Source organism: Mastigocoleus testarum BC008 (genome assembly GCF_001456025.1).
Classification (GTDB): domain Bacteria; phylum Cyanobacteriota; class Cyanobacteriia; order Cyanobacteriales; family Nostocaceae; genus Mastigocoleus; species Mastigocoleus testarum.
The window spans coordinates 84,845-101,348 of the sequence record NZ_LMTZ01000013.1 but is presented as its reverse complement, the minus strand read 5'-3'; the positions used below and the strand labels follow the sequence as shown (position 1 = coordinate 101,348).

At 35.8% G+C, this 16,504-nt stretch carries 12 protein-coding genes; 8 read left to right on the top strand and 4 right to left on the bottom strand.

Translation table 11 applies throughout. From position 1 onward, the window contains the following. Nucleotide 1: 1 nt before the first annotated feature. Nucleotides 2-823, top strand: coding sequence for a sulfurtransferase (locus BC008_RS03710; RefSeq protein ID WP_027846304.1), 822 nt, complete (start codon nucleotides 2-4; stop codon nucleotides 821-823). A 478-nt stretch (nucleotides 824-1,301) separates the two neighbouring features. Here the strand turns inward: BC008_RS03710 and BC008_RS03705 are convergent, their stop codons facing one another. Continuing rightward, complete coding sequence (locus tag BC008_RS03705; protein ID WP_058183156.1) at nucleotides 1,302-3,065, bottom strand: hypothetical protein; 1,764 nt, start codon at nucleotides 3,063-3,065, stop codon at nucleotides 1,302-1,304. 356 nt (nucleotides 3,066-3,421) lie between these two features. Between BC008_RS03705 and BC008_RS51135 the strand changes: the two genes are divergently transcribed. Both BC008_RS51135 and BC008_RS03690 read left to right on the top strand, forming a co-directional pair. Continuing rightward, nucleotides 3,422-4,804: a FecR family protein gene (locus BC008_RS51135; RefSeq protein WP_063800736.1), complete on the top strand. Its 1,383-nt coding sequence runs from the start codon at nucleotides 3,422-3,424 to the stop codon at nucleotides 4,802-4,804. Between the two features lie 68 nt (nucleotides 4,805-4,872). Then, nucleotides 4,873-6,330 (top strand): alkaline phosphatase D family protein, encoded by a 1,458-nt coding sequence (locus tag BC008_RS03690; RefSeq protein ID WP_027842572.1) that lies wholly within the window; start codon nucleotides 4,873-4,875, stop codon nucleotides 6,328-6,330. 39 nt (nucleotides 6,331-6,369) lie between these two features. On the opposite strand, the gene BC008_RS03685 is transcribed toward BC008_RS03690, so the two are convergent. Next, nucleotides 6,370-6,789 (bottom strand): hypothetical protein, encoded by a 420-nt coding sequence (locus BC008_RS03685; protein WP_027842571.1) that lies wholly within the window; start codon nucleotides 6,787-6,789, stop codon nucleotides 6,370-6,372. A 180-nt stretch (nucleotides 6,790-6,969) separates the two neighbouring features. Here BC008_RS03685 and BC008_RS03680 point away from each other — a divergent pair, with 180 nt between their 5' ends. From BC008_RS03680 to BC008_RS03660, 5 genes are all read left to right on the top strand, one after another. Beyond that, nucleotides 6,970-8,040, top strand: coding sequence for a glutathione S-transferase family protein (locus BC008_RS03680; RefSeq protein WP_027842570.1), 1,071 nt, complete (start codon nucleotides 6,970-6,972; stop codon nucleotides 8,038-8,040). 106 nt (nucleotides 8,041-8,146) lie between these two features. After that, complete coding sequence (gene gorA, locus BC008_RS03675) at nucleotides 8,147-9,493, top strand: glutathione-disulfide reductase (protein ID WP_027842569.1); 1,347 nt, start codon at nucleotides 8,147-8,149, stop codon at nucleotides 9,491-9,493. Nucleotides 9,494-9,609: 116 nt separating this feature from the next. Next, nucleotides 9,610-10,989 (top strand): glutathione-disulfide reductase, encoded by a 1,380-nt coding sequence (gene gor / locus BC008_RS03670; protein ID WP_027842568.1) that lies wholly within the window; start codon nucleotides 9,610-9,612, stop codon nucleotides 10,987-10,989. Between the two features lie 170 nt (nucleotides 10,990-11,159). Next, the gene (locus BC008_RS03665) at nucleotides 11,160-11,798 is read left to right on the top strand and encodes a YqiA/YcfP family alpha/beta fold hydrolase (protein WP_027842567.1); all 639 of its coding nucleotides are present in this window, start codon (nucleotides 11,160-11,162) and stop codon (nucleotides 11,796-11,798) included. A 218-nt stretch (nucleotides 11,799-12,016) separates the two neighbouring features. Then, nucleotides 12,017-13,174, top strand: a complete 1,158-nt coding sequence (locus BC008_RS03660) for a histidinol-phosphate transaminase (RefSeq protein WP_027842566.1) — start codon at nucleotides 12,017-12,019, stop codon at nucleotides 13,172-13,174. Nucleotides 13,175-13,209: 35 nt separating this feature from the next. Here the strand turns inward: BC008_RS03660 and BC008_RS03655 are convergent, their stop codons facing one another. Together BC008_RS03655 and BC008_RS03650 are read right to left on the bottom strand one after the other, a co-directional pair. Further along, nucleotides 13,210-13,764, bottom strand: coding sequence for a hypothetical protein (locus tag BC008_RS03655; protein ID WP_027842565.1), 555 nt, complete (start codon nucleotides 13,762-13,764; stop codon nucleotides 13,210-13,212). Nucleotides 13,765-14,742: 978 nt separating this feature from the next. Then, nucleotides 14,743-15,387 (bottom strand): GNAT family N-acetyltransferase, encoded by a 645-nt coding sequence (locus tag BC008_RS03650; RefSeq protein WP_058183149.1) that lies wholly within the window; start codon nucleotides 15,385-15,387, stop codon nucleotides 14,743-14,745. Nucleotides 15,388-16,504 lie beyond the last annotated feature (1,117 nt).

Below are 16,504 nucleotides of genomic sequence, written 5' to 3'. Positions count from 1 at the left end.
AATGAGTCGCGATCAATTTGTTGTTTCTTGTGAATGGCTATCAAAACATCTCGAAGATCCAGATGTTGTAATAGTAGATTGTCGTTTTTCCCTACCCGATCCCCAACTAGGACGCAAGCAGTACCAAACTTCCCACATTGATGGAGCTTACTACTTAGATTTGAATGAAGATTTGTCTTCTCCAGTGAGAGAACATGGTGGAAGACATCCTTTACCAAATCTTACGGAGTTAGCTAATAAGTTATCCAGGATGGGGGTAAACTTCCAAAAAACATTGGTAGTAGCCTATGATGACTCCCGTTTAGCTTTTGCTTCGCGCTTGTGGTGGTTGTTGCGTTATTTGGGACACGACCGTGTCGCTGTACTTGACGGTGGTTTTACTGCATGGGATCAAGCAGATTATTCTTTAACAGATAAAATTCCTCCTATTAAGCAAGCTAAATTCGATCCCCAGATCCAGTCAAATATAAAAGTCGATATTAATGGGGTGAAAAATCGTAAAAATTTATCAGGGGTAACTTTGGTTGATTCTCGGGATCGCGATCGCTATGAAGGAATTAGAGAACCAATAGATAAAATTGCTGGACATATTGATGGTGCAGTTAATTATCCTTGGAAAGAAGTAACAGATGAAAATGGTTATGTAATTTCTCAAATAGAACTACGTCGTCGATGGTTAGATTTAGAGGGTAAGGAAGAAATTTTGGTTTATTGTGGTTCTGGTGTTACTGCTTGTGTGAATTTACTTTCGTTAGAACTCGCACAAATCCATACCGGTAAACTTTATGCTGGTAGCTGGAGTGATTGGATTTCTTATATGTAGTTAACAGTTACCAGTTACCGTGCCCTTCCGGGCAGAAGTCAGAAGTCAGAAGTCAGAATTGCGGAATAAACAGACCAGAATTGGTTTAAAGCCATCGACCTTAAGGTCGGAAGAAATAAATACATTTCAACTGCGTTGTGCTTGTTGGTGCTACGCGGATCAACTGCTTGCGGCAGGTTGGTGCTGCGCGGATAGGCGTAGCCGCCTGCTTTCCAGAACAACGTTCTTGAATCCTCTTACTTTATTGTTGAGGTAAAACTTCTGCTGTGCTTATGCCCCACTTACGTTAACGCCGTAGGCGCGGTCTGTTAATATTTCTGACTTCGGTGAACAGTTATCAGTTATCAGTTACTAGTTGATGTATTGTGTATATTCACGTGTACCACTACGGTATCTACGGAATGGAGCCACTAACAGTTATTAGTTAAACTGTTACTAATCTCTAGTTACCAATTCCTAGTTCTAAAATTTACTTGAATTAAAATCTACCTAAATCCAAGTTGTAATTAATACTAAAAAACCAACCATCAAAGTCAATATTATCTTGGGTTGAACTACCAAGAGAAATTCCTGTTTGTAGGCTGAGATTGCTATAGTCAGACATTTTATAGTTGAGACTAGCTAGGAATCTGTGGTAATTGTCTTCTCGTATACGTTCGGTAAAATCTGAGTAGTTGAACTGATAACCCAAACCAACTTGCAAAGGTTTTTGTAAATAATAATTCAAGAAAATCGAAAGATAATTAATAACGCGATTCCGCTTCCTGGGAATATCAGTTAAACTTACACGCAATTCATAAAAGCTATCTAACATTAATTTTTTACTTAATGGATCTCGTCTTCCCAAAGACAAGCGGAATGCATTTTCATTCAGAAATTTTTCTCCCGATCCAATATTATAGCGATCGCTATCTCTGGCATAAAATAACTGCTGGTTTCTCCAACCGATTTCTGCATACATCTTTGGATTTAGTCTCTGGAAAATTCCTAGATTAAATCGAAGCTGGTTATAGTTAAAGTCCACTTGATCCATATAGCGAAATATATTGCCATCAATAGATCCTCGCAAGTAAGTTTGACCCCCGATTCGGAAAGGAATGCTTGACAGTGTAAGTCCTGAATAAAATAGACCATCTGATTGTGGATCTACTTCTGCAGAAAAAATATTACTTGTTTGGAAATAACCGAAGCGAGCTAACAAATAACCTACAGGCTTAAATTTTGCGACAGGTTCTTCTGGTATTGGTAATTGTTCTAAGGGTCTTTCTAAGACTCTAACTACTCCTAATTCAGTATCACTATTGTCGTCGGTATTTACGCCATTCTTTACGTCTTTATCACTACTTGAACTTACGGACTGCTGTTGTTGATTTAATTTTAGTACTTTTAATAACCTTTCAATTTTTTTAGTTCTTTTAGATTTTTTTGTGCTTAAATTTTTTTCTACTTGTGCGGGGGATGGATTGCTGTCAATATTCGCTGCTTCACCTTCCACTGGTGGTGGATCTAATATTTGAGAATTTTCTGGGGTTGGATTGGGACTTTCCTCATTTTGAACTGCTGATTCTGTAGGAGTTTGTGGTGGTGATTCAGTTGTCTGGGAAAGCAAGTAAGGAAAGGAGGTTGGTGAGTAACTTACAATTATCTGATTATTTTTGTTTGGCTGAGAATCTTCACGGATAAACCGATTGACTGGGTTCTGACAAAATTGCAAAGCATTTATGCTTTCAAGTTTCCCAAACTGACTTTCACTGTCAGACTTTTTTTCTATTTCAGTATTTATACGGTCACAAATCAGGGAAAATTTAGTATTTTTTATTTTTTGCTCTAAATCAATTTCCTCAGTCACAGCATCAAGAATTGAAGCGTTTTTCAATTGAGATTTTAAATTAAATTGGTCTATGGGACCTGCTGAATGCGCTAAAAATTTTATACTTTTGGGTAGAATTTTCTTTGGATTTTTTTTCTCTTTGGGTAGTATTTTTCGAGAATAACGCTGTCGATCTAATACATAATTCTCTCGATTTACAATATCAGGCTGGTATTGATTACATGTATAAGTTTTTTGTAACCTAAACTGAGAAAGTGCTATATTTGGGTTCGTGCAGACTTGAATTTGATTGCCGATATACAGACTTGTTTCATTTGCTGAAACTGCATTTGGTTGTATAACAAAGCTTAATACTCCATTGGCAGTAATAAGAATTGGTAACCAGGAATTTTTTTCTTTCTTGGTTCGCATATTTAGTAGTTTGTACTTATTAAACAAACGTATATTTTTTAACTATACTTCTAATATAAAAATCTAATTTATCAGAAGTTTAGTTTTTTGTTGCCATTCTTGTACTCAGTTTTTCAAAAATCGAGCAAAAATAAAAGTGATAAATAATACTTTTTCTCAAATTGTGCTGATCGATATTGTGACTTGTGAAAATAACTAATAAATTTATTATGTTGATATTTTGAAAAGTTTTTAAATAGTCAGCGTAATTACTTATTAAATTTGTTATAAATGGTATCAGGGAAAAGCGATTAAAATTAGGATCCGCATCTAACTGGTTTGAATATCAGTTAAAACATTAAGGTTCCCAGATAAATATGTTTTGCAAAATATTTTCAATTTCAATTCTTGGTGTATGGGGAGTGATACTTTTACCTTTTTCTGGGGTAGCCCATGCTAAGATTCCGTTGACAAGAGCGGAAATCCACAAGCTTCGGAATATTGTAGAACTTAGGTTAAAAAAACGACCTTGGCGCAAAGCACGGATAACAGATCGCATGATACCTGGAGATAGTCTATCTACGGGTAAAGCTTCCCTAGCCGATTTACGTTTTAATGATGGCTCTCTCGCAAGGGTAGGAGAGCGGGCTATATTTCGTTTTTTACCGAAAAGAAGGCGTTTCTTTCTGTCCAATGGTACAGCTTTGTTACTTATTCCACCGGGTAGGGGAGGAGCACGTATCCGCACCCCGAATGCTGCTACTGCAATTCGTGGTTCCGCATTATTTGTACGTTACGACAAAGCAACAGATACTACTATCGTCGGAGCACTAACAGATAGTGGGATTCAAGTATCTAATAAAGATGCATCGCAAACTCACGGTTTAGCTGCGGGTCAGTTATTGGTAATAGTTAAAGATAGAATCGCAGGTTTGTATGATTTCGATCTAAGAACATTTTATGAGACTAGCGAGTTGGTAGAGGGATTGGATCTAACAAACTCTAAAGTACCAAATCCAGACCCAGCGATCGCTAGCGTTCAAGCTGAAACTACAGATGCTCTAGCTGAGCAAAAGCCTTTGATTGGTGCAAAGGTTGAAAAAAATCCATCTTTTATTAAATTAAGTACTCAAACTCCTCGTAAAACAACAGCAGGTGCAGCTGCTCGGTATCAACAGGATACAAACTTAATAGATGCGTCCGAGGTTGGCTCAGCAGTTAGAAAAAATAATAATCCAAATACCCGAAGAAATAACACTATTAAAAAACCTGTAAATCAACCCGTAACAAAACCTGTACCTGCAACATCTATTGCACCTGTCACTTCAAAACCTGTAATAAAACCCGTACCTACAACATCACCGCCATCAAGACCGACTGTAATAATTAAGACCCCACCTATTAATCAACCAACACAACCAGGACAACCTATAACTCCTACAAGTCCGTCAAATCCACCAAATCCTACTACTCCATCAGTTCCACCAACTCAAGAACCTGTAGAACAACCCCAACCTACTACTCCATCAGTTCCACCAACTCAAGAACCTGTAGAACAACCCCAACCTACTACTCCTACAGTTCCACCAACTCAAGAACCTGTGGAACAACCCCAACCTACTACTCCACCAGTTCCACCAACTCAAGAACCTGTGGAACAACCCCAACCTATTACTCCTACAGTTCCACCGACTCAAGAACCTGCACAACAACACCAACCTACTACTCCCACAGTTCCACCAACGCAGGTTAATTATTAACGTAAAACTTCTTCAATATCTGATAAGTATAGAGAAATTTTGAAATTAATTGAAGAGGGTTAGGAACATTGAAAGTAAAAACTTTAACTGTCGGACCAATTTTAGGGTCTGTGACTGGTAACAATGCTCGTATATTTGGTCGTGGTAAGTACGAACAATATACTCAAGACTTATTCAAATGGTGGAATTCTCTTTTTGATAGAAAACTTCACTATTTTGGCATAGCAAGAATTCGCGTAGGTGGAGAATTAAATTTTCAAAGACCAAGGATTTTTAGAATAAATCCTAACTTTGATATGACTGGGGTAGTAATTTTCAATAATCTCCTACCCGAAAAAGATTATGAATATCAGATTGGGTGGGTTAAATGCTACCGAAAAAATTTGGAAAATCTTGAAGCTGAAAGATTTGATTGGTCTAATATTCCAACATATAAATTCAAAACAGCGGCAAACAACCCTGAGCAAAATCGTTCATTTATTCTTGGTTCCTGTCGCTATTTACTACGAATATTAGGAAGCTCTTTATTTGATGACCGGGGTGACAAAACTTTTAGATCTATTTTACGGCAAATAGATTCAGGGGTCGCAACTGATGGGTTAATTATGGTTGGTGACCAAATATACGCTGATGATCTTAACTTTATTGCTGCAGACCAAAGAATTCATCAGTTTTTTAAACGTTATCAAGAAGTTTTTTCCCAACCATATATCCGTAAATTGATGGCGCAAGTCCCAACATATATGACTTTAGATGACCATGAGATTGAAGACAATTGGCCATCGAAAGCCTCAGAAAAAGATTTGGTGACTCTTTTCCCTGTGGCGATTCATGCATATATGACTTATCAACTGAGTCATAGCCCATTATTTGAGCTATCAGAAGATAAAAGTAAAATTACTGGTACACCAACAAAATTTTGGTATACCTTTAGCGATGGTTGTTGTGATTTCTTTATTACTGATACTCGAACTGAACGTTATTTAAGTAATGAGGAAAGTGAAAGAAAAATCATCAGTATTCACCAGATGGAGGCAATTAAAACTTGGTTAACTAATGATTCGGGAAGAATAAAATTTATTGCATCATCAGTCCCATTTTTCCCTGATTCTAAAACAAAAAACTCTGATAAGTGGGGTGGTTTTTTATCCCAGCGTACTGAATTAATTGATTTTATTTTTAGGAATAAAATTAAACCAGTTGTTTTTCTATCTGGTGATGTTCACTGTTCAATGTCAGCAGAGTTAATATGTCCAGAGCAAACTGATTTTAAAATTATTTCTATAGTATCTTCTGCTTTTTTTTGGCCCTATGCCCATACTCAAGCTAGTAGTTTTCAGCTAGATGGAAAATTGAAAACTTATTCTTCCCATTCTTATAAATTAGTTAATGTTAGTCCTGTTTATTCCAATGATAATTTTACTAGGGTTAGTGTTGAAAAATCATCCTTCGATGAAAGTAATTTAAAAGTGGAGGTATTTTCTCGCAAAGGGAGGCTAGTATACACAAAAAAATGCGGCTTATAATTATTAAATATGTGAAGTAAAATATAAAAAATCAATAATTTAGTTTACTGATATTTGTTCATTAATAGCTTCTAGTTTCTCTTCATTTTGAAGTATTTTCTCTTTCAAATCTTCATTCTCTATTTTCCTTACTCGGCTCTGAAATTTTTGTATTTCACGATTTAACTCTTTTAACTCTTGGGTCACTGATGGCTTTGTAGACTTGAGAAGTCTATTATATTTTTGCTGTAATTGTTTATAAGCTTTATCTATTTCCTCCAATTCTTCAACTTTATTTTTTAAGTCCTGATTGATTCTTTGGACGCTATTAATATTTTTGCTAAGATTTATTTTTGAGTTTGCAACTTCAACCGAAACGCTAGTTGCAAAAATTGATGATACTGTCAAACCTGTTGTAAGCGACAATAATGAGATACTCAAAGAATACCAAAACACTTTAGGAATACTTGAAATATCCATATTTTTCTGCTCTAACCTCATCCAATTAAGTATTACACGGTAAATTATAAAACTTACTAAATAATCTGCTAAATAATCTTCGGCACAATTTACCTTAGTAAATCTTATATTTTACAACAGCATGACTGAGATGATTTCCGGGTGAACAGCATAATAATTGAATAAAAAATACTTTTGTATATGAATAAACAAATCAAAAAACAAGGTAAGTCCCTCCCATCTGGTTTCATGATCAAACTTGGTAAGTTTGTTTGGACAACCATGTGGAAATTTATGATGTCTAATCTTGCTCCTCGTAGTAAAACCGGAGCATATGTTCGTCCTGAAAGTCAGTTTAGAAATTTGATTGATACCACTGATATTGCAACTCCTAATATTGCTACCGTTGATGTTAATAGCCCCAAAAGTACCTATCAATCAGCAAAAGGACGTTATCGTCTGTATGTTGGTTTAGGATGTCCTTGGGCTCATAGAACTTTAGTTGTAAGAGCGCTAAAAGGTTTAGAAGATTCAATAGAAGTATCAATAGTATTCCCTTCCCCCGACCGAGGAATTTGGATTTTCTCCCAAGAGGAAGAAGGTTTGCGCACGCTCCCAGAACTATATAATCTTGGGTCGCCAGGTTACCAAGGACGTTGTACTGTCCCAGTCCTATGGGATAAGCAAACTCAAACAATAGTCAACAATGAAAGTGCAGAGATTATTGTTATCCTAAATTCTCAGTTTAATGATTTTGCGACTAACCCCACATTAGATCTTTATCCAGAAAAATTGCGTTCGCAAATAGATGAGTGGAACGAAAAAATCTACCATACAGTAAATAATGGGGTATATCGTTGTGGATTTGCCCAAACTCAATCAGCCTATGACCAAGCTTGTGACGAGTTATTTACAACTTTGAATGAGATTGATGCAGTTTTAGCAACAAATCGATATTTGTGTGGAGAAGAATTAACTATCGCAGATGTGCGCTTATTTACTACTTTGTTTCGTTTTGATATTGTGTACTACGGCTTATTCAAGTGTAACCGTCGTCGCATTCGGGATTATCAAAACTTGGGCTCTTATTTACGCGACCTGTATCAACTTCCCAAAGTATCAGAAACCTGCGATCTAAATAGTATTAAGCAGGATTATTACGGAAACTTGTTCCCCCTTAATCCTGGAGGAATAATTCCTTCCGGTCCAGATATTAGGAATCTTTGGGAACCACACAATCGGCAAAATATTGGTAAAAAAGTGGTAAATTAAGTACAAAAATCTTCACATTAGATTTCCATATCCTTCCTTAAGATACTGACCTGATAATCAGAGATTTTCTATTTTTATAGTTGTTGACAAAAAGTGCAAAGTAGATATGCCATTCGATTACGACCTATTTGTGATTGGTGTTGGTTCTGGTGGTGCAGCAGCAGCAAAAGCTGCAGCTCAATACGGTATTCGTGTTGGGGTCGCCGAAAAGGAAGCCCTTGGTGGAACCTGTTTGAACCGCGGTTGTGTACCCAAAAAATTTATTGTTTACGCTGCTGATTTTGCCTTAAAAAATCGAATGGCTCATGACTATGGTTGGAGCGAGAGTAAAAGGCATTTTAGCTGGTTGCGTTTTATTAATTCTGTACGCCAACAGATTAAAAGTATTCACGAATCTTATCAAGAAACATTAGAAAAGGCTGGGATTGAATTATTCCGGAGTCACGCAAAATTCGTTGACGAGCATACAGTTGAAGTCGACGGACGCAACATTACAGCCGATAAATTTCTAATTGCGGTGGGCGCGCAGCCAATGAAACCTGATATCCGAGGTATCGAATATGGCATTACTTCCCGCCAAATTTTTAAGCTACCCCATTTACCAAAACGTCTCGCAATTATTGGTGGTGGCTACATAGGAGTCGAGTTTGCCAGCATGATGAATGCTTTTGGTTGTGAGGTAACTGTAATTGATACCAGTAAAATAATTTTATCTGGATTCGATTGCGATGTTCGTCGCCACGTTCAAGATGGTTTGAGCAATAGAGGAATTCGTTTTATTGGTAACAGTACGGCAAAGGCAATTAAGTTTTGTGAAGATAACTTGCTATTAACAATCGCTGGTGATTCCCAAAAAATCATGACTGCAGATAGCGTCTTAGTTGCAACTGGTCGCGCTCCCAATACCAGCAATTTAGGCTTGGAAAATGCAGGAGTTAAATTAGGAGAAAAACAAGAAATCCTAGTTGATGAATATAGTCGTACCACCCAGGAAAACATTTATGCTGTCGGGGATTGTACTGATCGCTTACAATTAACACCTGTAGCTAAAGCGGAAGCAACAGCTTTTGTGAAAACGGTTTTTGGCGATCAACCACAAACTGTAAATTACGAACATGTCCCTTCTGCCGTTTTTACCCGTCCGGAAGCAGCAAGTATAGGAATGAGTGAGGAAAAAGCTAAAGAAAAGTTTGGTGATTCCATCAAATGTTACCAAACTAAGTTTCAGCCCTTGATATCTCAGTTAACAATCAAAGATGAACAAGCTTTAATGAAACTAGTTGTAGAAGGAGAATCAGAGCGGATTTTAGGCGCTCATATGGTGGGAGAACACGCTGCTGATATTATTCAAAGTTTGGGTGTTGCAATTCGTAAAGGTATTACTAAGCAAGATTTAGATGATACCATTGCCATTCACCCTACTACCGCAGAGGAATTTCTCACGTTAAGTTAAATTTGGGGTAGGACTGACAAGTTAAAGCACATGAATCTAATTTAAGTATTTCTTCTTTAATCTTGTATAAGTCCTCTAAGATTTAATAATTACGAGAAAGACATCATTTAAGATATATGTCATACGACTACGACCTATTTGTGATTGGTGCTGGTTCCGGTGGTTTAGCAGCTTCCAAACGTGCTGCAAGTTATGGAGCAAAAGTAGCGATCGCCGAAAATGATTTAGTAGGTGGAACCTGTGTAATTCGCGGTTGTGTTCCAAAAAAATTAATGGTTTATGGCTCTCATTTTCCTTCTTTGTTTGAGAGTGCTGCTGGTTACGGTTGGAAGGTCGGTGATATAGAATTTGACTGGGAAAAATTTATTACTTCTATAGATAACGAAGTTAAACGACTTTCACGATTACATATTAGTTTTTTGGAAAAAGCGGGTGTCGAACTAATTACAGGTCGTGCTAGCTTGATTGATCCCCATACAGTAGAAGTAGATGGGCGTAAATTTACTACTGATAAAATTTTGATTGCAGTTGGTGGACGTCCTATTAAACCAGATTTACCTGGTATGGAACACAGTATCACTTCCAGAGAAATCTTTCATCTCCAAGAAAAACCAAAGCATATTGCTATTATTGGTGCGGGTTACATTGGTACTGAGTTTGCTTGTATTATGCGTGGTTTGGGTTGTGAAGTTACCCAAATTATTCGTAAAGATAAGATACTTAAAGGTTTTGATGTAGATATCCGCAATAATATTCAAGAAGGAATGATTGGCCATGGTATCCGCATCATCACAAACACCGTGGTTAATTCGGTAGAGAAAGTATCAGCAGGTTTGAAGCTAAATTTATCTGGAGATACAGAAGAAAACATCGCTGCTGATGTGTTTTTAGTTGCAACTGGTCGTGCTCCCAATGTCAGTGGATTGGGTCTAGAAAATGTAGGCGTTAAAATGGTCGACAGTTCTGTTGCAGGACCAGGATATAGCACCATAGATGCTATTAAAGTCAATGAATATAGTCAAACAACACAAGCAAATATTTATGCTGTCGGTGATGTTACTGAAAGAATTAACCTAACTCCAGTAGCAATTGGTGAAGGTAGAGCATTTGCTGACAGTGAATTCGGTAATAACCGTAGGATATTCAGCCACGAAAAAGTAGCCACAGCAGTATTCTCCACACCGGAAGCAGCAACGGTGGGTATGACAGAAGTACAAGCTAAGGAAAAATTTGGAGAAGATGGCGTCAAAATTTATCGCAGTCGCTTTCGTCCGATGTTCTACACTTTACCAGATCAACAAGAAAGAACAATGATGAAGCTGATAGTCAATGCAGAAAACGATGAGGTTTTAGGCGCTCATATGGTAGGTGACTATGCTGCTGAAATTGTTCAAGGTGTAGCGATCGCCGTCAAAATGGGAGCAACCAAAAAAGATTTTGATGCTACGGTTGGTATTCACCCCTCATCAGCAGAAGAATTTGTCACAATGCGATGATTTAAGGAATTTTCACAATAGGTTTCACAAATAATATATCTTTTATTAGGGGGCACTGCGGTGCGCCCCTGCAGGTAAAAATTATGACTAATATAACTTGCAATAACTCTTGGGGAATTTACCTGTTCCCCGTTCTCCGTTCCCTGTTCCCCGTTCCCTAAATAAAACAATTGCAATACATTTACCTTCATGGCTTTGCATCTAGTCCAAACTCTAACAAAGCTCGTTACATAGAACAACGTTTTGCAGAGAATAAAATTAATTTGATAATTCCCGATCTAAATAACAATGATTTTTCCCATTTAACAATTACGCGACAAGTAAAGCAAGTTACTGCATACTTCGATAATGCAGAGTTACCTGTAACTTTAATTGGTTCGAGTTTAGGGGGTTTAACAGCAGCTCATTTGGGAGAAAAACATCCAGTGGTGCAACGCTTGGTATTACTTGCTCCAGCTTTTGGATTTTTATCTCACTGGTTACCAAAGCTTGGGGAAGAAAAGATACAGCGCTGGGAAAAAGAAAAATATTTAATGGTTTATCACTATAGAGAAGAACGGGAAGTACCTTTGAGTTATGATTTTCTCACAGATGCGAATCAATATTCCGAAGACGGATTACAACGTTCCATTCCAACTTTAATTTTGCATGGGAAAAATGATGAGGTTATCCCCATTGAAGCCAGTCGTGATTTTGCTGGTCAACGTCCTTGGGTTAAATTAGTTGAGCTTGATAGCGACCATAGTTTAGGTAATGTGTTTCCTCAAATATGGCGCGAAATTCACAGTTTTTGTCAATTTGAAGTTTAAGATTTAAAATTCAAGGGTATTCTTTTATTCAGAGGTTTAACTAAAAATATCAAGATTAAAAACTCCTTAGAATATAAAATCAGATAGCACTTTAAATAATCGACCAGTTATCAATAAAACTCAAAAATAGAAAATAATAACAATTTAAGCAAACAAGATATAGCTGCCGACTCCCGAATTCTGTTATAAATTTGTGTATCTACAGCTTTATTATTCTCATGCTTCCGTTCATCCGTTCCGATTTAGCTAAGTTCAGCGCTTATAAACCTCATCCCGGTAGCAATACAGCAGAACCTGTTGCTACTCAATTTGATCGTTTGGATACCAATGAAAGTCCCTATGACTTACCAATCGAATTGAAAAAAAAATTAGCTGCTAACTACGAACGGATAATTGAAACTAACCGCTATCCTGACGGTGGACATCAAAATCTGAAGCGTGCGATCGCAGGATATGTCAACGAATCAGTTTCACTCCCTCCAAATACTTTTAGTGAGAATAATATTTCTGTCGGTAACGGTTCCGATGAATTAATCCGCTCCATATTAATTGCAACTTGTTTGGGAGAAGGTTCAATATTAGTTGCAAATCCCACATTTTCCATGTATGGTATTACGGCTCAAACCCTTGGTATACCAGTAATACAGGTAGGTAGAAATCAAGAAAACTTCGAAATTGATTTACAAGCAGCACAAACAGCTATAGAACAAAATCAAAATCCACCAGTTAGGGTTGTTTTTGTTGTCCATCCTAATTCTCCCACAGCAAACCCTTTGACTGAAACGGAAATAAACTGGTTAAGAAAAATACCAGAAAATATTTTAGTCGTAATTGATGAAGCTTACTTTGAATTCTGTCAGCACAGCTTAGTTAGTGAATTGCAAAATCACTCTAATTGGATAGTATTACGCACATTTTCCAAAGCTTTTCGGTTAGCATCAATGCGAGTTGGATATTGTGTAGCTAATCCAAATTTAATTGCGATTCTGGAAAAAGTCCGTTTACCTTATAATCTTCCCAGTTTTTCAATTGCAGCGGCTTTAATAGCAATGGAAAACCGTCATACTTTATTAGAAACAATCCCCCAAACAATTTCAGAACGGATAAATTTTATTGAAACTTTTTCTAAAAACCCAGAATTGAAAATTTGGCAAAGTTCAGCTAATTTCGTTTTTCTAAAACTTCAGCAAGATCTACTTAATCCCGAACAAAAAGGTTTTGTAACTCTCACTCAAAGACTAAAAGATAACGGTACTCTTGTCAGACAAATTAGCGGTGGACTAAGAATTACTATAGGAACTCCAGAAGAAAATATCCGTACAATAGAAAGATTAAAAACTGTTTTAAATAGTCTTTATCCTCAAGTTACTGCTTAATAAGTAGAGTTAAAACTTGGATTAAATAATAAAAATTAATAATTGGATCCACCTTTTTTTTGGGAAACCAAACCTCTAACTTTTGTCACAGTTTGTGGTAATACCCCCACTAACATTGCAAAAGCTTCTGATGGTAATTGAGATACAACATTAACTGGAAAATATTCTTCAAATTGATCGAGAATCTTCTGTACTCTTTGCTGTGGAACAGCATTTTCTGTAATTTGTTTAATCAATCTCACCCATTGACGCCTAATCAAATAAGCCTTTTGGCGTTCCTCGTGGGACTCAGGAGTTAATAAAGAAAGATTTCCTATTGGTAGCAATCCATAACAATCTAAATCGTAACTACCACCGACAACAGCACCAGGACCTGCAAATTCTGCGTGGTAACGCTTGAATAAAATTAACCCATTTCTCCTGCGACTATTTACCATCAGTACTTTACCACTGCGCAGAGTGGTAAGCAGGTCAGAACATTCTTCTCGCTCTCTTTCATCGGGAATAACAATACACTCAAACAATCTAGTGTTAGGGTAATAAGTAGATACCATAGAATTTTGATAGCGTAGGCGCTTTTCGCTATCCATTTGTGTTTGTCAAGAATGTTGATCGTTTTTATACTAGTCTAGCTTTTTAAAAGCTAAATTCAGCTTCTAATTTATTTTTTCATTACCAACAACTTTTTCAGTTATTGAAAACTAGAAGTAGCAAAAACAGTCGTTATCATTGATTGATTAATCATATTTTATGATACATGACTTTGTTTGTCTGCTAGCAGTCCATAGCTTTACTTAAATTTTCGATAAAGATGGATATTCTACTGACAAAGTTAGTATAAGGATTATCAAATTTGTTTTAACTTTTATAACTTAATATCCAACGGTGACAAATAAATAATGTCTATCTTTAAGATAATTGACATTCTCAGAACTATTATTATATGTATCAACAAAAGTTCATTAAATATTTTTTAATTAAATTTTTTCGCATTAAATTTTTCTATTAAAAATAAGCAGAGATTTTTATCAAAAATATAGTTATCTCAGAATTATTTATTTTTTTGTACACAATAGATGAAATTTTTAGTGATTCTAAATTCAGTACAGTGTAGAACTAGTAGCTCGAAAGAATCATTACATAGAGATATCATAGAAATAAAAAAATTTTCCTAAAATTATAAAAGTAAGTATGACAACACTTTTATACTTTAATTTTATTGATTCATTGATTTAAAAAATTACTTATTTAGATATAACATCCTTCTTAAAAGATTTTTGTTAACTAAGTGCGATAAGAATAAAGTAAAAAAATGGGAATATTATTAAGATACAATAAGAATAAATAGGAATTACTTAATTTTAATAAAAAAATCATTAGCAATATAGTGTTTTCCTAACATTTTATGATTGATTTATTGTCTTATTCACTATATGACTCAAAAATAATAAAAGATACTACAAAAAAATATCGCAGTAAATCAAAACTTTATTTTTGAGGTAAATACAAAAAATGAATTCAATTTATCGGATTTTTGAATAAAAAACTAAATAAGATTAAACAAGCAACTAAGATTTGGTATCTTTATTCAAGTGTTTATGTAAGAAAATTTGCTGAGAGCCTCGGAAGATAAAACTATTCCAACTAAATTCTACTTTCTGTACGCGATATCCTTGTTTCAAATAAAGTTGCCGTGCTTGATGATTATTTTCTAAAACATGAAGATATATGTCTTGAAAACCCCAAGTAAGAGCAACTCGCTCGCAACTTAGTAACAAGCTAGAAGCCACACCTCTTCGACGATATTTTGGATTAACAGCCAAATTTGAAAGATAGGGAAAGCTACGACCACTTTGCGTCCAAGAATCACTAAAGCGCACTCCCAATTCCACACTTCCAACTAGATTATTTGATTCATTGCCATTTATATCAACAGCCACTAAACAAATGTGATGAGGTGCTGATGAAGTAAGACGATGTCGTAAATCTTCATAAATACCCAAACGTAATAGAGGAAAAAGTAAACCCCAAACACCACTTTGAGAGTGGAAGCTTTCAGCAATAATTTGGGCTACAACACTCAGATCGGCTGGGTTTGCTGGACGGATTTGCAATGGGGATGAAATTTTATTCGTGACAGATGTAAATATATCTTGGTTAGATTGATTATAAAACCAGGGTCTTAAAGGAAACTTAGAATTAACTTTTTTCAAAGATTTATTTCTAAAAAATATAAAGTTCTATTGTGTCTGTGGAAAGTATTTTCCCAACATCGACCGCCTCAACACAATACGAGCAAGGCTTTAATTATAGTTCTTAATTATGTCAGGTACAGTAAATTTAAGTAAGATGGACAAGTTTGGATAAATTTAAATAGAAAATCATAATTCTGAGTACATTACTTATCTACTGTGGGCGATTGATTGACCTAATGAGGTTATTAGACAATCAATATGCAGACTAGCCACTGATGGGGTTTTCGGGTAGTGAAAATATAACTACACCAAAACCATCAAGCCAATTTTAGTGGATTGTTGCTCATATTTGAAGATAACTCAGGATGATTAATACAGTTGTTTATGCGTTTGCACAATACAATTAGTGATTGCTTTAAGGAGCATATAGTAAAATACAAATTTTAATCAAAAATCAATTATCATTTTATTTCTACCTTAAGTGAGTATTGGTAAACTATTTGCATTGATTTTTGGGAGTATCGGGAAAACTTTCATAAAAAAAATCAATTAAACTAAGCTAGAAAATAATAAAACTTTAACTAGTAGCTGTATAAATAATATTTGAGGTTCGCTCTTAGAGGTCGCCGGTATTAGTAAAACAGAATATTTATAATATTATGCTCAAATACTATGCTTATCATCGGCATATTAAAAATATACGATGCCATCGTGCCCCAGTTTTTGTAGTCACGCAATACTAAAGTACCGTTCGAGACTAGGAATACTTACCACGATCGCAAGGAGAATCTATTTATCGTATGCCCATAAGTATAAAACCTGCCCATGATTAATTTTATTGCTCTGATATTGCCCAATTGCCAAGTAAGCCTCAATATAAATATTTATTGGAATTTATTGGAATATGTTAGGGATGAGATAAAGGCGGGAAAACTTAGATATACGACTGCAGTTAATTTTTCCTCATCCGTTAAAACTGTAGATGGAACGAAATTTTTCTTACTGGAGGTGAAGCAAAATTTGGCAAGCAAGCATCGATTCTGTAAAACTAATACTTATAATTCCAGAACATAGGGTGTACCAAAGCAGATGGCAATCCGCACTAGCGATCGCCAGCAAGTAGCTGTGAAGAAAA

Coding starts and splice junctions, on each gene's coding strand:
- BC008_RS51135 (WP_063800736.1), top strand. CDS start 3,422: ATGTTTTGCAAAATATTTTCAATTTCAATTCTTGGTGTATGGGGAGTG.
- BC008_RS03685 (WP_027842571.1), bottom strand. CDS start 6,789: ATGGATATTTCAAGTATTCCTAAAGTGTTTTGGTATTCTTTGAGTATC.
- BC008_RS03660 (WP_027842566.1), top strand. CDS start 12,017: ATGCTTCCGTTCATCCGTTCCGATTTAGCTAAGTTCAGCGCTTATAAA.
- BC008_RS03680 (WP_027842570.1), top strand. CDS start 6,970: ATGAATAAACAAATCAAAAAACAAGGTAAGTCCCTCCCATCTGGTTTC.
- BC008_RS03655 (WP_027842565.1), bottom strand. CDS start 13,764: ATGGATAGCGAAAAGCGCCTACGCTATCAAAATTCTATGGTATCTACT.
- BC008_RS03705 (WP_058183156.1), bottom strand. CDS start 3,065: ATGCGAACCAAGAAAGAAAAAAATTCCTGGTTACCAATTCTTATTACT.
- gor (WP_027842568.1), top strand. CDS start 9,610: ATGTCATACGACTACGACCTATTTGTGATTGGTGCTGGTTCCGGTGGT.
- BC008_RS03710 (WP_027846304.1), top strand. CDS start 2: ATGAGTCGCGATCAATTTGTTGTTTCTTGTGAATGGCTATCAAAACAT.
- gorA (WP_027842569.1), top strand. CDS start 8,147: ATGCCATTCGATTACGACCTATTTGTGATTGGTGTTGGTTCTGGTGGT.